16 protein-coding genes are annotated in these 18,720 nt (G+C 41.4%); 1 reads left to right on the top strand and 15 read right to left on the bottom strand.

Translation table 11 applies throughout. The annotated features are described in order from the left end of the window. Window positions 1-112 precede the first annotated feature (112 nt). Complete coding sequence (gene pepD / locus MHB50_RS02935) at window positions 113-1,573, top strand: beta-Ala-His dipeptidase (protein WP_340084830.1); 1,461 nt, start codon at window positions 113-115, stop codon at window positions 1,571-1,573. Here pepD and MHB50_RS02930 read toward each other — a convergent pair. The 15 genes from MHB50_RS02930 to MHB50_RS02860 form a co-directional block, all read right to left on the bottom strand. After that, entirely contained in the window at window positions 1,550-3,202 is a 1,653-nt protein-coding gene (locus MHB50_RS02930; RefSeq protein WP_077111048.1) for a PucR family transcriptional regulator, read from the bottom strand. The two genes, pepD and MHB50_RS02930, sit on opposite strands and share 24 nt — an antisense overlap. A gap of 1,300 nt (window positions 3,203-4,502) precedes the next feature. Beyond that, window positions 4,503-5,063: a DUF1641 domain-containing protein gene (locus tag MHB50_RS02925; RefSeq protein ID WP_077112818.1), complete on the bottom strand. Its 561-nt coding sequence runs from the start codon at window positions 5,061-5,063 to the stop codon at window positions 4,503-4,505. Next, complete coding sequence (fdhF, locus tag MHB50_RS02920) at window positions 5,056-7,971, bottom strand: formate dehydrogenase subunit alpha (RefSeq protein ID WP_213088980.1); 2,916 nt, start codon at window positions 7,969-7,971, stop codon at window positions 5,056-5,058. The genes MHB50_RS02925 and fdhF overlap by 8 nt, the downstream gene beginning before the upstream one ends. A gap of 206 nt (window positions 7,972-8,177) precedes the next feature. Then, complete coding sequence (locus MHB50_RS02915; protein WP_077112821.1) at window positions 8,178-8,651, bottom strand: CarD family transcriptional regulator; 474 nt, start codon at window positions 8,649-8,651, stop codon at window positions 8,178-8,180. A gap of 665 nt (window positions 8,652-9,316) precedes the next feature. Continuing rightward, window positions 9,317-10,198, bottom strand: coding sequence for an agmatinase family protein (locus MHB50_RS02910; protein ID WP_077112823.1), 882 nt, complete (start codon window positions 10,196-10,198; stop codon window positions 9,317-9,319). Continuing rightward, window positions 10,191-11,594, bottom strand: coding sequence for an APC family permease (locus MHB50_RS02905; protein WP_077112825.1), 1,404 nt, complete (start codon window positions 11,592-11,594; stop codon window positions 10,191-10,193). The genes MHB50_RS02910 and MHB50_RS02905 overlap by 8 nt, the downstream gene beginning before the upstream one ends. Before the next feature lie 900 nt (window positions 11,595-12,494). Continuing rightward, the gene (locus MHB50_RS02900) at window positions 12,495-14,198 is read right to left on the bottom strand and encodes a M20/M25/M40 family metallo-hydrolase (protein WP_077112827.1); all 1,704 of its coding nucleotides are present in this window, start codon (window positions 14,196-14,198) and stop codon (window positions 12,495-12,497) included. A 163-nt stretch (window positions 14,199-14,361) separates the two neighbouring features. Next, a complete protein-coding gene (locus MHB50_RS02895) occupies window positions 14,362-15,102 on the bottom strand; it encodes an IclR family transcriptional regulator (protein ID WP_340084829.1) in 741 nt (246 codons plus the stop codon). A 549-nt stretch (window positions 15,103-15,651) separates the two neighbouring features. Beyond that, a complete protein-coding gene (locus tag MHB50_RS02890; protein ID WP_077112833.1) occupies window positions 15,652-15,900 on the bottom strand; it encodes a DUF2164 domain-containing protein in 249 nt (82 codons plus the stop codon). 12 nt (window positions 15,901-15,912) lie between these two features. Beyond that, window positions 15,913-16,143 carry a hypothetical protein gene (locus MHB50_RS02885; RefSeq protein WP_077112835.1) on the bottom strand — a complete coding sequence of 77 codons (231 nt, stop codon included), beginning with the start codon at window positions 16,141-16,143 and terminating at the stop codon, window positions 15,913-15,915. Then, window positions 16,133-16,651, bottom strand: a complete 519-nt coding sequence (locus MHB50_RS02880; RefSeq protein WP_340084828.1) for an RNA polymerase sigma factor — start codon at window positions 16,649-16,651, stop codon at window positions 16,133-16,135. Before MHB50_RS02880 ends, MHB50_RS02885 begins: the two co-directional genes overlap by 11 nt. Then, complete coding sequence (locus MHB50_RS02875) at window positions 16,638-17,012, bottom strand: hypothetical protein (protein WP_339165576.1); 375 nt, start codon at window positions 17,010-17,012, stop codon at window positions 16,638-16,640. The genes MHB50_RS02880 and MHB50_RS02875 overlap by 14 nt, the downstream gene beginning before the upstream one ends. Before the next feature lie 60 nt (window positions 17,013-17,072). Further along, on the bottom strand, window positions 17,073-17,627 hold the full coding sequence (locus MHB50_RS02870; RefSeq protein ID WP_077112839.1) for a hypothetical protein: 555 nt from the start codon (window positions 17,625-17,627) through the stop codon (window positions 17,073-17,075). A gap of 68 nt (window positions 17,628-17,695) precedes the next feature. Beyond that, the gene (locus MHB50_RS02865; RefSeq protein ID WP_077112840.1) at window positions 17,696-18,328 is read right to left on the bottom strand and encodes a hypothetical protein; all 633 of its coding nucleotides are present in this window, start codon (window positions 18,326-18,328) and stop codon (window positions 17,696-17,698) included. Beyond that, window positions 18,325-18,654 (bottom strand): PadR family transcriptional regulator, encoded by a 330-nt coding sequence (locus MHB50_RS02860; RefSeq protein WP_077112841.1) that lies wholly within the window; start codon window positions 18,652-18,654, stop codon window positions 18,325-18,327. The genes MHB50_RS02865 and MHB50_RS02860 overlap by 4 nt, the downstream gene beginning before the upstream one ends. Between the last annotated feature and the right edge of the window lie 66 nt (window positions 18,655-18,720).

The following is an 18,720-nucleotide window of genomic DNA, read 5'->3' as shown; positions in this document are numbered from 1 at the left end:
TAATCCATATGTTACAATAAAAAGAAACAAGCGACGAAATCAGTGCTTGTTTCTTTTTTAATCTATTGGACTACCCGCCTATTCAGATGATAGTGCTACAGGAGGGACAAATTTGTATACAAGTATACAGGAACTGACAAAATACCGTATTTTTCATTATTTTTCTGAAGTCTCACGTATCCCAAGGTGTTCAGGTAAAGAACAACAAATGAGCGATTATTTAGTTTCCTTTGCTCACAAACATCGTCTGCAAGTCATTCAAGATGAAGCAAAAAACGTCATTATTAAAAAACCGGCAACTTTCGGATATGAATTCGCACCGACCGTCATTATCCACGGAAACATGGATATGGTTTGTGAAAAAAATCGAGACAATCCTCATGACTTTAACAAAGACCCTCTTGAATTAAGGATAGAAGGAGATATGCTCTATGCTACGGACACTTCACTAGGTGCCGATAGCGGAGTCGCAATCGCCTATGCTCTGGCATTATTAGATTCGAAACATATTCCACATCCTAACCTTGAAGTCATGCTCACAACAGAAGAAAAAACAACTATGAACGGAGCCAAACGTATTGATCCGGCACTTCTAAACGGAAGTATCCTCATCAGCATTGATGCGGAAGAAGAAGGAACATTGCTTGTCAGCAGTGCAGGCGGAGTGATTGCTGAATTTACAATCCCGATTATGTACGATAAAAGACAGCCAGATACTGTACTGTACGACATTCATATTGGCGGACTGAAAGGTGGACATTCAGGCGGTTCCATCGTTAAAGGAAGAGGCAATGCCAATATACTGCTCGGTAGAGTGCTGCAACATTGCGCGGAACATTTTGACTATCAACTCGTTCACCTTCGCGGAGGCGCAAAGGCAAATACCATTCCAAGAGAAGCAGAAGCGACGATTGCGATAGAACGAAAACATATTCCTCTGATCCATTCATTCATATTTAAATGGGATGAAACATTAAAGAAAGAACTGGATATGGCAGATCCTGAAGTTTACGTACAGTGTACGTCCTCGATGCGAAAAGGAAATAACGTCTTTTCCCAAGAAACAATGACAAAAGTAATAACAGCTTTAACATTCATGCCAAATAGTGTGCAAAGCATGTCTACTGAAGTCCCTGGATTGGTTCAGAGTTCGAATAACTTAGGTACAATGCGGACAAATAGTGATCACATCATGTTAAAAAATGAAATCAGAAGCTCCGTATATAGCTTGCAAGAACATATCAGCCAGCAAATGAAGGTGTTAGCCAGGCTATTACAAAGTCGTGTTATTTTTCATTCAGAATATCCTGCTTGGCCGTATCACCCCACTTCGAATATTCGCTCCCTTTGCAAAAAAATTTACAAGGAAACATATAATGAAGAAGTGACATTTGTTTCTACTCATGCAGGAATTGAGTGTGGCATCCTCGTCAAAAAAATGGATGTCGCCGCGGTCTGTATTGGTCCTGACATCCATAACATTGATACGCCCAGTGAACACTTAAGCATTTCATCCACATTGAAAACGTGGGAATACTTACTTACTATTTTAAAAGAAATGAATACGATGTAATTCATAAGCCCTTAAAGCAACTTCAATACAAATACGACGGTCTGGATGCATAAAATCACCAAGCAACTCATGCAGTTGTTCCACACGGTAATTGACCGTTTGCCGATGAATAAATAACTCATTGGCTGTAGCTTGTTTGGAACCATTATTATTCAAATACGCTTTAAGGGTTTTTAATAATTCCGCCCCATTTTGTTGATCATGTTTCAATACCTCTCCCACATAATCTTGGATTAACGAATGAATAGTCTGATTGTTTTTTACATTGAGTAAAATGCGAAAAATCCCGATGTGTTCATAAAACGGATCCGTAAAAGACTCCGTAATTTGCGCCACTTCAATCACTTGCCGCGCTTGTTGAAACGCCTCATATGCATCCGTCAACATATGGTTGGCTTTACTCATGCCAATCAGAAAATCCCCATCTGTTAAAAATTGAGTCATCGCATGTTTCACTTGATCTGTCGCTGTTTCAATTCGCTTTTGAATGGGCAACATATTTTTATGTTCCGCTTGCACTTGATAAACAAGAAAATAAAGACGGTTGCCCATTGTAAGAGTAATCGGATGAAACTGATGCCGGTTCATAATCGTCCTCGTAACAATAGCGATGTTCTGCAATAATGAATTACGTTCCCCCACATTCCAATTCGACTTCGAAAAGCCCCACTGAATCACGCCACAATAATAAGAAAAATTATGAATATCTTGAGTAACAATCCCTAGCTTCGTCCGCATCAATTCTTCACTTTGCATTCGGTTGTTCACCAAATCATCTAACAACAATGCTTGATTCTGTAAATTTCGTTCTTCAATAAATAATTCCCGTAATAAGTGATGCGCGATCGCTGTTACCGTATAATCCAACGCACGAGTCATATAACGATCGCCCCCGCCCTCATGCAGCAGAACAGCAACATACGCGAGTACTTGCCCCATTGCCGTTACTGGTTGATATAAAATGGTGATGTTGCCAGCCGTTATCGTTTCAGTTCGAGTGAGTGCCCCTTGATGGTCACGGAGAATCTGTTCATGGAATATTTGTATACAACTCTCATAATCTTGCTTTTGAGTCTGCGGTAACGTAACAGCATTTCCCTCCATCGGATAATATACAATGTGGTGTGAGGTGAATCGATAAAAAGCCTGCAAAATATGACCGATACTTCTGGATTGTAACGTGAGATGAGATAGCTCTTTTGAATAAGCTTCCAATTCTAAAACCGTTTTCGCATGGTCATTCACAATAGACATATGGATATCCTTTGTTATATCGACAAATCTGACTTTGTCATCCAACAAAATAATCGGAAATTCATACTCATTGGCAAATCGACATACGTCACTCGGAATCTGTTCGGCTGTAGCCACGACACATAGCGCAGCCGCTTTTTGACGTAATAACTCGTTCAAATAAGACATATATACGTCTTTGGCACGATCAAAAAAATGAACAGTCGTCAGAATGAATTCATTTCCATTGATCTCAATGCCAGAGTGGCCATCTTCGAGAATATGCACCCACTCTACCGGACGATCTCTCCCTTTTAATCCGGCAATCATGTTAGCTCGTTGAAAAAGAGGACGACGCATAATATCTTGTACGGTCAGCGTTAGCTCATTAGACATGTTCTTAACCCCCTGCAAATAAATGGTGAAGCCACAACCATTTATTCATCCGCCATAAAGTGAAACTTCATTCAGTAGGGCTTCTACTGAATGTTAGTTGAACCAATCGGGCATTTAGATACCGTTTTTCCCTCTTAGACCTTTTGTATCGACTCAAGTATTGAAGTGGTGTATATGGCACCTTACATGTGTGATAAAATAAACCCGATCGATTCGTTTAGGGTGCCTAGGCGTTAGACTACCTCTACAATCCTGCTTCTAGTATACATTATCGTGGCAAAACGATTCACAATGCAATACTCAAGCAAAACAGCGCGAACCCTCACACAGCCCTTTTTGATTGTAAAAAGAAAGAAAAAGCATAGATTCAAAGTTATAAACGAACATCGAACCGGGAAGATCAGGCATTTAAAAATGATGCTTGTAGACATATGAAAGAAAGTCGCCACCATTTCAAAATGTTATTCGAGGATGTATGACTGTTTCAGATATTTTTCTGTCTTTACCGTCCGGAAAAAAAGTAACTGAGCGGGATCAAGTGAAACTTCATTCAGTAGGAGTTTTCTTCCATCTCCTACTGAATGTTAGTTGAACCAATCGGGCATTTAGGTGCCGTTTCTCACACTTAGATCTTTTGTATTCACTCAAGATTTTGAAGTGGGAGTCTTACGGAGCCTTACATGCCGGATAAAGTGAAACTTCATTCAGTAGGAGTTTTCTTCCATCTCCTACTGAATGTTAGTTGAACCAATCGGGCATTTAGGTGCCGTTTCTCACACTTAGATCTTTTGTATTCACTCAAGATTTTGAAGTGGGAGTCTTACGGCACCTTACATGCGGGATAAAGTGAAACTTCATTCAGTAGGCGTTTTCTTCCATCTCCTACTGAATGTTAGTTGAACCAATCGGGCATTTAGGTGCCGTTTTCTCACACTTAGGCCTTTTGTATTCGCTCAAGATTTTGAAGTGGGAGTCTTTTTTACGGCACCTTACATGCGGGATAAATTGCCCCAGTGCTTAATACGCAAGCTTTTAGCGTGGTCAAAATAGGTAGACTCCTGCGGGAATAGCTCGAGCTGAAGATCCCGCAGGAAAGCCGAAGAAGCTGAAGAGACCTGCGGAAAGCGAAGTATTTTGACGTAGCGATGATAGGGATTTTTTTAACACAAATAAACCGAACAATTATAAATGAATTGTTCGGTTTTTGCTATTTCGTATTTGCTTATGTCCCAGCACCGTTCTCATTAGGAAGCTCAGAGACCGCCCGCTCTTAAAGATCAGGCGATTCACCAGCTCCATTTTATCGTTTTGGTTCCATTGTTTCTCCACTGTCCATCATCTGTTTAGTATCCGGAGAAGAGGATGGTTTGTTTTTTTCCAAATCGCTCATATCTTGCCCCATCCCTCTTAAGAATTCAAGCATCAGCGTAATGGCTCTGTTGATTTCAGGGTCCTTTAAAGCACGGGCAAGCTCAATATAGCCTGTTTTCCCCTGTTGCTGTTCCTCAACTTCAGCCACTCTTGCGACTCCCGCATTTAGTTTGAGAAGGAATGGTTCAAGTTGAGTAACATTAATCATTCCAATTGTGCCGAGCAAGAGGAGAATATTTTTAATGGTATTTTTATTTTCGTTCATGTTTGCCGTATTCACAAGAACTTCCAGCACTTTGTCGCCTTGTCCGAGCAATCCCTTTACAAGATCAAGGAGGCCCCTTTGTTTCAAGTAACCGAGGATCTCCATCGTCTCAAGTATTGCCTCTTTGTTATTTAAAAGGGCTTCTTGTATTTCTTGCAGTTCTTTTTGTTTCTGCTTTTCTTTATCGGGTACTTGAAATTGAATATCTTTAATCGGTTCAGCCATGTGTCGCTTTGCCCTCCCTTTTTACGAGATCACCCGGAAATACGTAATCAGACCTTGCCCATTTTCTTTCCACTTCCACTCCTTTTTGCGGTTGCGGGTTGCCAAATCTATGATTCACTGGCGGGAGTGGGTCTTCCCCTTCTTCTTGAAGAACTTCAAGTTTGACCATGAGATCCTTATAGGCAGGTGTATCGGTGTCTTTATCCGCGTAACTGCTCGTAAGTTTGTTAATCGTGGCATCGCCGACATCATTCATCGGCAAGTATATTTCTTTTCCATGTACACGGTCAGTGACGTGGCACTTGACAACGACTTGGCCATAAGGTGACGTAAGCCGGACGAGTGTGCCGCTTACGAGTTTTCTTTCCTTTGCCAATTCCGGAGACACTTCCAGGAATACGCTTGGCGTTTTCGAAGAAATACCTTCGGAGCGGTATGTCATGTTTCCTTCGTGGAAATGCTCAAGTAATCGTCCATTATTCAGATGAAGATCATATTGTTCGTCATACTCCAATGGTCTTGTCCATTGAACCGGAAATAATCGTGCCTTTCCGTCCGGGAATGGAAATCCGTCTGTAAAGAGAAGCGGGGTGTCTGTCCCATCTTCTTTTACAGGCCACTGCAGGCTGTTATAGCCTTCAAGCAGTTCATATCTGACACCGGCAAATTGTGCGGCGAGGCTGGCGGCTTCACTCATGATATCGCTTGGGTGCTCATATTTCCAATTTGCTCCGAGCCTGTTGGCGATTTCCATCATAATTTGCCAATCGGGCTTGGATTCGCCGAGCGGTTCAAATACTTGGTAAAGTCTTTGGATTCGGCGCTCTGTATTCGTAAATGTACCTTCTTTTTCCAAACTTGGCGCTGCCGGGAGAACAACGTCCGCATACTGGGCCGTTTTTGAAAAAAAGATGTCCTGCACAATAAAGAAGTCCAATTTTTCAAATCCCGCCTGCACGTAGTTAATGTTTGAATCAACGAGGGCCATCTCTTCCCCTTTTAAATATAAGGCCTTTAACTTGCCGTCATGCATGGCATCTACCATTTCATGATTATTCAATCCCGGATGCTTCGGAAGTTTTACGCCCCAGCCCTTTTCATACTTGGCTCGCACCTGCTCATCCACCACTTTTTCATATCCGGGAAGCCGATCCGGCATACTGCCGAAATCACTTGCCCCCTGGACATTGTTATGGCCGCGAAGCGGGTAGGATCCAGTACCGGGCCGCCCATAATTTCCGGTAACAAGCAGAAGGTTGGATATGGCTGTACTCGTATCACTTCCGCCAAGCTGCTGCGTCACACCCATCGCCCACAGAACGACCAGGCTTTTTGATTCGTGAATCATTTCGGCAATCTTGATAAGTGTTTCCTGTGATACACCCGTTTCTTTTTCCGCAAATGTAAGCGTATATGACTCTAAACTCTTATAATATTCATCAAAGCCATTGACCTTAGAAGCGATAAACGTTTCATCTGCCCATCCTTGATCAATGATATACTTCGTAACAGCAGACAACCAGACAAGATCGGATGCCGGTTTCGGCTTTATATACACATCTGCCCGTTGCGCCATTTCATGTTTTCTCAGATCCGCAACGACAAGCTTTTGCCCCTTGAGCTTATGGGAACGCTTCACCCTTGTCGCCAGGACAGGATGAGATTCGGCCGTGTTGGAGCCGACAATTAACACCATGTCCGATTGCTCAATGTCTGTGATGGAACCTGAGTCTCCCCCATATCCCACCGTCCGGAACAATCCTACCGTCGCCGGAGTCTGGCAATAGCGGGAACAATTATCAATATTATTTGTACCGACTACCCCTCTTGCCAATTTCTGCATTAAATAAGATTCTTCGTTCGTACATTTAGAAGAGCTGATAAAACCGAGGGCATCGGGCCCAAATTCATTTTTGATGGCGGTCAACCGTTCGGCAATAAGTGTTAAAGCTTCGTCCCATTCCGCCTCCCGAAAAACATTTCCATCCCTGATGAGCGGCTTTTTCAGACGTTCCTCACTATTCACGAAGTCCCAGCCAAATTTGCCTTTTACGCATGTAGAAATGCCATTGGCGGGCGCTTCCACGGTCGGCTCCACTTTCAAGATTTTCCGTCCTTTTGTCCAAATATCAAAACTGCAGCCAACTCCGCAATACGTGCAGACTGTCTTTGTTTTCTTTATCCGTTCTTCCCTCATTGCCGCTTCCATATCAGAAATCGCCAAGATCGAGCCGTACCCGGTTTCAACGTCTTTTGTCAAGTCAATCATCGGTCGCAACGTTTCCCTTTTAAGACGTGTTAAATATCCCGCTTCCCCTTCCATTCCCTTTTCCATCATGGCATTGCAAGGGCAGACGGTGGAACAATGGCCACAAGAAACACATGACGACTCGTTGATGGGAACATCGTTGTCCCATATCACCCGCGGTTGTTCCCGTTCCCAGTCGATCGTCAGCGTTTCTGTTACCTGGACGTTTTGGCATGCTTCCACGCAGCGTCCGCATAAAATGCATTGATCGGGATCATAGCGGTAAAACGGATGAGAGTCATCTACTTCATAAGGCTTGGGCTCAAACGGAATGCTTTGATGGTTGATTTTCATCTCTTTGACTGTGTTATGTACTTCGCATGTTCCATTATTGTAATCACAAACGGTACAATACAATTCATGGTTGTGCAAAATTTGATCCATTGCGATGACTTGGGCTTTTTTGACATCATCCGTTATCGTCTCAACAACATCTTCTGCCTTAATTTCAGTTGAACAAGATCGGACGAATTCCCCATTCACCTTTACGAGACACGTATCACATGTTTCAATCGCACCAAGGCTCGGATGAAAACAGACGTCCGGAACGGAAATTTCCAAAGCCTTCAATGTTTCCATGATCGTTCCGACGCCTTTCATTTGAACCTTTTCACCGTTAATGGTTACAAAGTATTCTTTCGCCACCCGGCTCTCTCCTCCTTTTCATATTTTAGAAAGTTCTGATTAGTTAAAAGTCTAACATAAGGACCTCGGTTTTCAAACGATAAAATCGGATACCCTTATATTATGTACCCTTTTTTTAAAAATAAAAACAGGGACGACTCCTTTATATGAGGAATCATCCCTTAGCTAGTTTGCTTTAATAATTTGGCCGCTTGGGTTTCACTTACACCTGTAATAAGCGCCAATTCGCTGATCATCAATTTTCTCGCCTCATTCAGCAATTGTTTCTCACTGCCGTTCAACGGCTTTGCGCTTCTTTGGCTTAAAAGATCACGTATCACTTCTGCAGTCGCATCAAAAGCGCCTGTTTTCATTTTTTCCACATTTGAACTGTATCGCTGTTTCCACGTCAAATTGGAAGCTGTCCCCGAGTCGTGAAGAATTGTTAAAATCTCTTTGGCCGTTTCCCTGTCGGTGACTGAGCGAAGACCTACAGCCTCCGCATTCTTTTTTGGAATCATGACATTCATATCGCTTGTCTGAATAAAGATCGTGTAATAGGTTTCTTTTTTACCAAGAAAATCTTTTTCCTCAATCGCCTGAATCATTCCAGCACCATGCATTGGATAAAATACTTTATCGCCAACATTAAACAAAAGACCGACCTCCCATTCATCTCTTATGTTCATTATATCACAAATAATTAAAAATGCAAAATTTATAATAATATCATGATTTTAATACAATGTCAACGATTTTATATAGGCTTTTTATATCCAAAAATAAAGGACCGACTCCTTAAAAGGGAAAATTGAAAAACGTTGATATTACAACGTTTTTAAAGGGAAAGCAGGGGCGGCAAAAGGTGATAGAACCACTCTTACTTGGAGTATGTATGAATAACTCGGGCAGGAACGTTTTTTCCGACTTCTTACCTTGAGCGGGTACAAAACCGATTGGATGAACGCTTTTTTTGATTTGGGATGAGCATGAGACCCGAGTTGGGAAACGTTTTTCCGACTTTCTCCTTACAGGCACGAGACTAGGGTTGGGGGAACGCTTTTCGACTTACTCTTGGATAGGCACGAAACTGATGAGGATTATAAAGAAGCTCGATGATCCAAATTTACATTTTTGAATCATCAAGCTTTTTTGTCATGCCTAATTTTCACTGAGAAAATGGATGGAGTACATCAATAACACAGTATTGACTTTATATAGTTAGCCTTGTTTTACATTCGGCAAATTGCTTTTTTCCCTTCGTTGACTAACTGGCGCCAACAAATATCGCAAAAAGTTGCTTCTCCTCTATTTCCTTGTTTTATTCAACACTTAACCTAGCGACTGCGCAATCAAACATGATGCGGGCGGCAAAGGCAGTTGTAATATCCTGATGATCATATAGCGGATTGACTTCAGCTATATCGAAAGCATCAACGACATTGTATAACTTCTCCAACATGGACATGCACTGGACAGGGGTCAAGCCACCCGGTTCGTTGGCACCCGATCCGGGTGCATATGCCGGGTCCAATACATCGATATCAAATGTCAAATAAATTTTCTCAACATCTTTTAAGGCATCAAGAGCCTGTTTAACAACTTGGGCAGGAGAAGATTCATGTACTTCTCTTGCTGATATTTGAACAATGCCATTTTCTTTTAAATATTTTCCATACCATGGATAATTATAGCTTCGCACACCGATCTGCACGACGTGTTCGGGCTGAATCCTGGGCAATTCCAAGGAACGGCGAATTTGGCTGCTTTGGGAAAATCTTCCCTGAACTGGTGTTTCATCGACTAAATCGAGGTGCGCATCAAATTGTATGATCCCGACTTTTCCTTCTGACTCATCATGCAAAGCTTTAATGATAGGGTACGAAATGGAGTGATCCCCTCCTAGAACAAAAGGAAAAACATCTTTTTGTAGCAGCTCTTTTACTTTCGTCTCCGCATTTTTAAATGTTTCTTCTGTACTGTAAGAGACAATATCAATATCCCCGTAATCTACCATTCCGTCTTCTCTTAGTGTAAATGTCTTTCTTTTTTCAACATCGTACACTTGATTATCTTCAATTCGATTGGCAAACCATGAGAAAGCTTCCCGTATTTCTTTTGGTGCAAAGCGGGCGCCAGGTCTTCCTAAAGATGCTCCCCCATCCCACGGAAAACCTACAATGCCAAACTTTTCATTACTCATTTACAATCTCTCCCTTTGTATACGTTAATTCCTCTATCTGAATGTATTGTTTATGATATATAGCATACATCAGCAAGCCGGCAGCTGCCCATATGATAAATAGAACATATTCGATGCCTTTTAAAGAAATAGGGGTCCCGGGGACAATCATCAACAGCAAAAGCAGGCCCGAAAATACAGCAGCGATATATCCCATCACAATACCGCCTGGCGCTTTATACGGACGGTGCAAGTTGGGATCTTTTTTTCTGAGGCTGATACTGCTGAGCGCCATGAAAAACCAAGCAATTAAAAAGGAGATTCCCCCCATTACAATCAACGGAAGAAGAATTCCTTGTCCCATCACAATACCGGCTACCGAGATCACCAACATAAATATCAGAGAGTTTTTAGGTGTTTTATACCGAGAGTCAACCTTGGAAAATATTTTTGGTAAAAATCCGGCTTTCGCAAAAGAAGTAATTAAACGGCTCCCCGCAAACAAAAAGCCATTAAACGTTGTGATGACTCCCATTAAAACCCCAAAGACGATTATGCCTGCCAAAAGGTTGGAGCCGGTAGCTGTCTCGAAAGCGGCAATAAGCGGAAGTTCACCCAGGTTTACCAATTGTGATGCCGGCATAATAAAACTTGAAGATAAAACGATGAGAACATAGAGCAAGCTCCCCATCACTATTGTTCCCGTAATCGCCTTCCCAAGATTCGAATACTTTATGGAAGAATCTGCCTCCGAAACTGTTTTTGGAATGGTATCAAATCCATTCATAAAAAAGATGATGGAAGCTATCGCAAGCGCAATACCGCTGGACAAATTTCCACTTGGGAAAAGCGGCTTCATGTTGGTTGGAGATCCACTGATAAAACCTCCGATGATAAAAACAAGAAATGTTATCACCATTAACAGGGTTGCTATATTTTGAAAAGTACTGGACTGTTTAGCACCTTTCCAGTTTAAATAAACAATGATTCCTACCATAAGAAAGCTGATCAGCAAATGGGGCAAATAAATCTTACTTCCAAGCACTGTATATAACGGAATGGAATTCATGACAGGAAATAAATAAGCAATTAGAGCGGCAACAGAAATAGCTACCCAAGGAAGAATGATCAAATACCCCAAAATTAAAAACCATCCACATATAAATGCCGGAAGCTTGCCAAGCGCTTTAAACGTATAAGCAAACTCTCCGCCAGAAACCCGAAGGCTCGAGGTTAATTCTCCATAAACAAAGCCGATGGGAATAATGATGCACATCGTTATCAATATGGCGATAACGGCGCCAATGCTGCCCGCAGAGGACATCCAGGCAGGAACTGAAATAACCCATCCTATCCCAATCATACTTCCAAATGCCAAACTAAAATAATCTCTTGGAGACATCCCATTCTTCGCCAAAACAAAAGACCTCCTTCAATAAAGTTAAATGATCTTGGGTGCAACTTGTTTCATCATTACATCGTCATTTTACGCTCCAATCTTTATTGTAAATGTTCATGGTACTCAAGTAGGCAATCCAGGTAAACTCCCATTTGAATGCGAAAGACACCCTTGGACTCCAAGCCGTCTTGTTGTTGCCATTCCTTAAAGCATTTTTTAAAGGATTCCTTTCATACCATTTCCTTTATTGGTAAAAGGAATGTGCTTGTTCCTGGAATAAAGTCGTTGATGAATTGCGAGATCTTTTGCTTTTTCCCCTAAACCCGGGATGGCAAGGTGAAAATAATTACTCTTGGATGACTCCTTTTTCAATATTTCAGTTACATTTCATTTAACCCATACATTGTCGTAATCGCTTACGACAGATTGTTTATTGTGTTATTATTTATTATTCGGAAAAGACTGATAATTAAGTGTTACATCTATTGTTCGCATGTACGAGATGTATCTACTCCTTATTTCCGTATTATGGAATCGCTTTCTGAAATTGCATAACTATATTAAATAAGTTTTTATGTATTTTGTCAATACTTTTTTACTAGAGTCCTTTCTTTCCTCACATACATCGCTGCATTTTTCCGCCTTTTGAAGCGATCAATGAAATTGGCGAACCCTATGTCAACTTGAAAAATGCTTGAGTTTGACTGTATTAGACCTTGTTTAACTTCTTAGGCAAAAATGCCATTTATAAAGGATACTATTACATAACGGCGTAATCAAGATGAAAGTCGAACGAACACTGGAACGCAGCATGAAACGGGATTCAGGCAAAATGAAAAGGTATGGTCCGGCACAACACCGGACTCATACCAACAAGTCGTAGTCACTTCTATAAATGAAAGTGACATTGTAAATAGCCTATAAGCGAGCACTTTTTGTTTTCAAAAATGAATGAATAATGGCGCTTTCTTTCTGTTCCAACAATTTGACAGTCGTTTGACGAATCAGCTTTGGCAATACGTGGAATGAATAAGGTTTATACACCCGCTCCGTCCATTTATGTCCGTCTTTCCCGTATACGCCCATATTGATGGATGGAATATTTAGTTCACGTATGTCATTGACTGGCAACGGGTAAATCGATTCCCATTCGGGAAAATTTTGAATCAATGAGTGAAGTTCTTCTTCCGTCTCGTGCAGCGATAGAAAGCTGCCGTCAGCCAAATAAGGGAAAAATCTTTTCAAGGCAAATGTTTCTCCAGTTTGCAACTTTGTTTCCTCTAATACTTCTTTTACGGACTGAAGAAGTTTGGCATCCCTTTCATTCTGCTCATTTAAATAATTGTGTGGCAAATAGGGAGGAGAAAAGAAAATCACGACTCTCGGTTGTTTATTAGGATCAAGGTTCTGCAATTCTTCTACCATTTTAAAACAGAGCGCCCTCGGTTCCATTTCACTATTTTCCAAACACACTTTTTTCGCCACTTCCCGCGCCGGAATTCCTTTCCCTTCCAATTCCTTTATGAAGTCCGCCAAACTAACAACTTCAATGTGCCAAGAAATGTCCTTGCCAGGTAAATCGGTACGCTCGATAAACTGCTGATATTGCCTCTTAAAATAATACTCCACATCCATACATGCTTCTTTCGTAATGGCCATCAACTTCTCCATCACTTCTTTTGCAGACAACTCAAAGAGGAAATAATTGAAATAGAGATAACTGCTTGTTGCAGTCTGTACCGTGTAGAACTCCTTATTGTCTCTTTGCTGCAAACAAGTTGGAGGAAGCGTCAATTCTCCTTCGATATGTTCCGCCAATTCCACATTATTATGGATCCGACGGGTAATTTCCGCCGCAACAAAGTTGGGATCGAGAGAAGAAAGGGTATCCCCCACATGCGCTTCACGGCCATAAATATAAAAGCTCGGCAAGATTTTCCCGGCAGCACCTGTATAAATATATCGATGCGGGTCGCCGTCATAAAGGGGCGTAATGAAATCATTATTAATGGCCGACACAAATGTCAAACCTTTTTCATCTCGTAACCGCTTTAGCTCCGAAATAGCTGAAATGACTCCTTTATGATGACTTTCTTCATCAGGATTGAACATGAGAAGAATATTTCCGGGAAGCCTGTCTAAGTGCTCTGAAAAATACAATACATTGGCTAAATGGACGGCAACTCCGCTTTTCATATCAACCGCTCCCCTGCCGAACATCCAATCTCCTGATTGTGCATCCGCTTGCACATTGGGGTCTAAATCATAAGTGGCAAAAAACGCTTCCAACACATCCGGCTGAAAGGCGGCAGGCTTTAAATGTCCAAAATCTTCTACGCCCACTGTATCTATGTGCGAATGAAAAATGACTGTTTGACTAGATCTTTTCTGCCCTTCTATCAGGGCAAATACATTCTTTCTATATGGATCATCGGGTATTTTTTGCACCCATACATGATCCGGACGTTTCCGGAAATAAGGGAAGCTAAGAAGAATGTTTTGGAGGATGTCAGCTATGGTTCCTTCCCCTGCCGTGCCATTTATGCTGTTGACTCCCACAAGATACTTTGTCAAAAATTCTGCCTGTTCAGGCAAATTCATTGTTTTTAATTGTTCATACATTGTTGACACCCCTTTGTTTCCGTATTGTGGAATTCATTTCTACTTCGTGGATTAATTTAAATATATAACATTTCTCTCCTCTTGTCATCACTTTCTAGTTAATAAAAGAATATTCAGAATAACAGGCGCAAAAAATACCCCTGATACTATCAGGGGAGGTGGATTAGTAATGCCTTCCTAATTCTTTTGATATATCTTCCGCTGCTTTTTTAACCTTTTCAATAAGCAGCGGCATGCGTTCTTTCGTAATGCGAAAACTGGGCCCATTGATACTGACTGCCGCCACAACTTTGTTGCCATAACCGAAAACCGGCGCGGCAAGCGACGCTGTCCCTTCTGTCTGTTCGGACACACTATAGGCATAGCCTGTTTTTTGAATCATGGCAATGCTTTTACGCAAACTTTCTTTTTCTTCTTTGGTCAGCTCTGATTCTTCCAGAATCTGTTCCCTCTCATCTTCCATTAAAAAAGATAAAATGGCTTTATTGGGAGCGCCGATATATAAGGGAATGCGAGTACCTACTGTTTCAGCGATACGAACTTTTAACGGGCTGTCCACAATCTCAATTGTAATGCCAAAGGTTCCATCCTGGATGTTCAAATAGATGCTTTCCTCCACTTCTTTGGCGAGATTTTCCATCACTGGCTGGGCTGCGCCTCGAAAATCAATGCTTTCAAGCACCTGCATCCCAACTTCCATCCAAAAATATCCGACTCTATAGTGTTTTGTAACAGGATTTTGCGTCACGAGTCTGTGCTTAATCAACGAACTTAATATACGATGCATTGTACTGATTGGCAATTCTGCCCGCTCTGATAAATCGGAGACCGACCATTCTCTTTTATACGGGTCAGATATTAAAATGTGAATAATGGCCATCGCTCTGTCAATCGACTGGATCATCCTATTTCTCCTATTCTAATAAAAGCGTTTCCATAATTATACTATTTTTTTAAAAAGGTTACAGTAAATATGCTGATGAAACTAGAATCTAGAGAACTTTTCCACTTGTATTGGATACAACACTATCTTTTTTTTAATCCCCATATTGACAACAAACTGGAATGAGGGCTCCCCGTCCTTCCGCCGCCATCCACTATCTCCGGCAAATCTCAAAAACCGTTCCGCGGGTATTTCGCTCTACTGCCTCACAATGTACAAGTGCTTCCGAATATCACAGTTGGTGATGGAAGAAAAAAGCGGTCCATCTTTCGATGCGGCTTGAAAAAAGCCGCTTTTTTACTACGAAAAATACTTTGAAGGCGTTCCATAAAGCCGCCAAATCGGCCACTCCGGTTCCATCCCTCTTCTTTCGATTTTTACAAGGGCCTGTTTTTTCAAAAGCTGGGACAGATGAGGCCATAAAAATAGGAAGCCCCAATAAACTGATGGGGCATCCCCGTCCCAAATTAGCAAACTGAAAAAGGCACTGCGGCATTTTCAAGTCCAGCCCTAATTAAAAAGTTTTCGCTCCAACGAATATAGATCTTCCTCCAGCATTTGCATTCTTTCGTTGGCAACCTCTCGCGCATCACGGATGCCCTCGTTATAAAAGACGGGACCAAGGCGGTCTTTTATAAATTCAAAGCATATTTCTGCGGCCAATTCTCCTATCTCTTCGCCACGTTCTTTTAGGAAAAACACCTGAATTTCTTTGATCATTTTTCGCTTCTTTTCCAGTGACAACCTGGGCATAAACATGGACTCACCTCTTTACAAAAAGATGAAGGGAATTGCGGAAATAATGGTCAATAAAACGGGGAAAAACATGGCGACTGCCATCCCTTTTTTCGTGAAATGAACTTCCCATACCGGTAGCGAAACCGGATCAAACAGCCAGTTAGCAACTCTATCCAATCTTGATTTTTTCATGGGAAAATCCGGCACATCGACTTGATACTCGTCAAGCTTTTGAACAAGCGTTTCAGGCTCCTTATCGTTCATCCCCGTCCACCTCCAACTCTTCCTTCAGTTTCTTGATCGCATGATGTATTCGCGACTTCACTGTTCCAACTGGAACTTCCAATATTGTGGCGATTTCTTTTTGCGACAAATCATGATAGTACGTTAATAATATAACCGCTCTTTGCTCTTCCGGCAATCGTTGCACCGCTTTTTGCACGGACATCTTTTCTTCAATCGATATGGCGGTGGGCCGTTCGGAAGCCAAAAAAGGAAGCAGCGTTCTAAGCTTTTGCCTTCTTTTCAACTTTGTGATCATTGTATTATACGCAATTTGAAACAAGTACGTTTTAAAACGGCCTTTTTCTGGGGAATATTGCTGTTTTTTGATCAGTTTTTCAAATATGTCTTGGACGATGTCTATACTTAATTGCTGGTCGCCTGAATAGCGATAAACGAACCGATATAGAGGGTCCCGGTATACTTGATAAATGGATTCGATTGTTTCTACCCGTCCATCTTCCAATCGAATCTCCTTATTTGAATTCATTGGGCCACCGTTCTTTAATTCCCTTAAATACGTAAGCAAGCTTCGTAATCAACCACATAAACGTGAAAACGCCGAACACAAATGTTTGGTGAATAAAATATTGGATCAACGGGCTCTCAATATTATCTCCCCTCAAAAGAAAAACAAGCAGCCCTGTTATATTGAGCATTGTGTAAATCGCAGCAATCAGAATAATCGTATCCCAGCGGGTCCAATAAAAATAAATATCTGTTTTTGAAAAATCAATTCTTCCCCATTTATCGCGAACAACTTTTTTATTCATGGGCGCAATGATTACAACGAATAGGGAACCAAGTACGCCCGCGACAATACTGCTGGCCACCCATCCAGTTACCGGCATCACAAAACACCATCCCTTCTTGTCTCTTTATATGTAATACAATTGGCGAAACAAAAAGGTTCATTTTTTCATCACATTATTTATAAAACGATGCTTCCCGCTTCCCCCTCCAGTAATCAAAAAGCATGTTAGCCAGGCAACAAAAGAAACGATCATCCCAAACATCAAGCCGATGGCCGCCATGAATGGATCATGCTCCGGTGTTGCCGGCTCCAACGTCAAAAACAGGTAGAGAAAAATGAAAAAAAGAATCATATAAAAACTGCTTCCGACAAAACCCATAATGCGTTGTTCTGTACGGCCTTTGTTTCCCGAGCGGCGAACTGCGATCCATAAATAGATACTCGCAATGGTTGCCGCAAACATGAATGCGACATGAAGGTAAGGAATCAACATATAACTTGACAAAACAATGAACGCCGTTGCCAAGAAAAATAATACAGCATTCAAGAAAAATAAAAACAAACCGCTCAGCCACTTATTTTTAAACCATCGTTGCTTAGATAATCTTCGTACTATCCAATGATTCCCCACCCATTCCATCATTGTATTCTTTTTAATCAAAACAACCAGGACGAGTACAATACCAATACCAACAATACTTGTTAATCCCATTTCATTCACCTCTATCTGTTTATACATCGTAATTCTAGGTATATTTTCAAAAAAAAGAGAGTACTCCTTTAAAAAGCTTTACGTACTCCAACATAATATCCCATATGGCTAATTGGAAAAAAACAAAATGTGGCAAGCAGGCACGCAATAAGAAATGAAGAGTTCAGCAAGGTGTGAAACCACCCAATGGGAAGAACACCGAACAATGTCGCCAACATTAAGATGAAATTGGGAATAACCGCGATTCCAATCGTGCGCGACAAAAGCTTTTTACCCGAAACGCCATATTCTTTGCCCATTTCAAATCCCAAAAATGCCCAGTATCCCGTATACGCCAGCAAAATCGTCCAGCCGGATTGCGACAACATGTCCCACATCCACTGCAACATATCGATTTGTAAGACATTCGCCCCAACCGCAAGGAATCCACCGGCAAGGAAAAACATGAAGTTCATGTAAATAAACCATTTTTTAGCCGCTGTTGTATGAGGTGTGGATGAACGGATAAAACCTTGCGCCAGTTGTTGGGGGCTGCCAATTTGACTGATTGCCAGTGATATCGCCTCCTGTTCAGACAGCCCGTCTTGGCGCAAACATTCATTAATATGAACCGAAATTTCATCCACAATGGCATCCCGATCCGAATGATCTTTTAACAATTCCCTGAGCTGCTCAATATATTCGTTCTTTGTATGTATCATTGTTCTTTCCCCAACATGCGGTCCATCATATTTGAAAATAACGTCCATTCTTTCGTTTTGGCTTCCAGCATTTTAACACCCTCCGTTGTCAAACGGTAATATTTACGCGGCTTTCCTTTTTTTTGCTGTTCCCAATAGGAATCAATATACCCCTGCTGTTCAAGCTTGTGCAAGGCAGGATATAATGTCCCTTCCCTGACACGCAATGTATGATCACTTCTTTGTTCCATGACCTTGGCAATCTCATAGCCGTACATCGGACGATCACCCAATAATTGTAAAATGAGCAAAGAAGTACTTCCTTTTAAAAGCTCTCTGTCAAACATGTCCGCACCTACCTAGAGATTCTATGTATATAAAACATACCTTTTTTTTGTCAAAAAAGCAATGAT

It is taken from the genome of Siminovitchia sp. FSL H7-0308 (assembly GCF_037980985.1).
In the GTDB taxonomy this organism is placed as follows: Bacteria; Bacillota; Bacilli; order Bacillales; family Bacillaceae_C; genus Siminovitchia; species Siminovitchia thermophila.
This window is presented reverse-complemented; position numbering and strand designations above follow the sequence as displayed.

Excerpts from the sequence above, each read along its gene's own strand:
- fdhF (WP_213088980.1), bottom strand. The coding sequence starts at position 7,971 with ATGAAAGGCGTCGGAACGATCATGGAAACATTGAAGGCTTTGGAAATT.
- MHB50_RS02890 (WP_077112833.1), bottom strand. The coding sequence starts at position 15,900 with ATGTTTATGCCCAGGTTGTCACTGGAAAAGAAGCGAAAAATGATCAAA.
- MHB50_RS02930 (WP_077111048.1), bottom strand. The coding sequence starts at position 3,202 with ATGTCTAATGAGCTAACGCTGACCGTACAAGATATTATGCGTCGTCCT.
- MHB50_RS02870 (WP_077112839.1), bottom strand. The coding sequence starts at position 17,627 with ATGGGATTAACAAGTATTGTTGGTATTGGTATTGTACTCGTCCTGGTT.
- MHB50_RS02895 (WP_340084829.1), bottom strand. The coding sequence starts at position 15,102 with ATGATCCAGTCGATTGACAGAGCGATGGCCATTATTCACATTTTAATA.
- MHB50_RS02875 (WP_339165576.1), bottom strand. The coding sequence starts at position 17,012 with ATGCCGGTAACTGGATGGGTGGCCAGCAGTATTGTCGCGGGCGTACTT.
- MHB50_RS02860 (WP_077112841.1), bottom strand. The coding sequence starts at position 18,654 with ATGTTTGACAGAGAGCTTTTAAAAGGAAGTACTTCTTTGCTCATTTTA.
- MHB50_RS02885 (WP_077112835.1), bottom strand. The coding sequence starts at position 16,143 with ATGAACGATAAGGAGCCTGAAACGCTTGTTCAAAAGCTTGACGAGTAT.
- MHB50_RS02900 (WP_077112827.1), bottom strand. The coding sequence starts at position 14,198 with ATGTATGAACAATTAAAAACAATGAATTTGCCTGAACAGGCAGAATTT.
- MHB50_RS02925 (WP_077112818.1), bottom strand. The coding sequence starts at position 5,063 with ATGGCTGAACCGATTAAAGATATTCAATTTCAAGTACCCGATAAAGAA.
- MHB50_RS02910 (WP_077112823.1), bottom strand. The coding sequence starts at position 10,198 with ATGAGTAATGAAAAGTTTGGCATTGTAGGTTTTCCGTGGGATGGGGGA.
- MHB50_RS02865 (WP_077112840.1), bottom strand. The coding sequence starts at position 18,328 with ATGATACATACAAAGAACGAATATATTGAGCAGCTCAGGGAATTGTTA.
- MHB50_RS02880 (WP_340084828.1), bottom strand. The coding sequence starts at position 16,651 with ATGAATTCAAATAAGGAGATTCGATTGGAAGATGGACGGGTAGAAACA.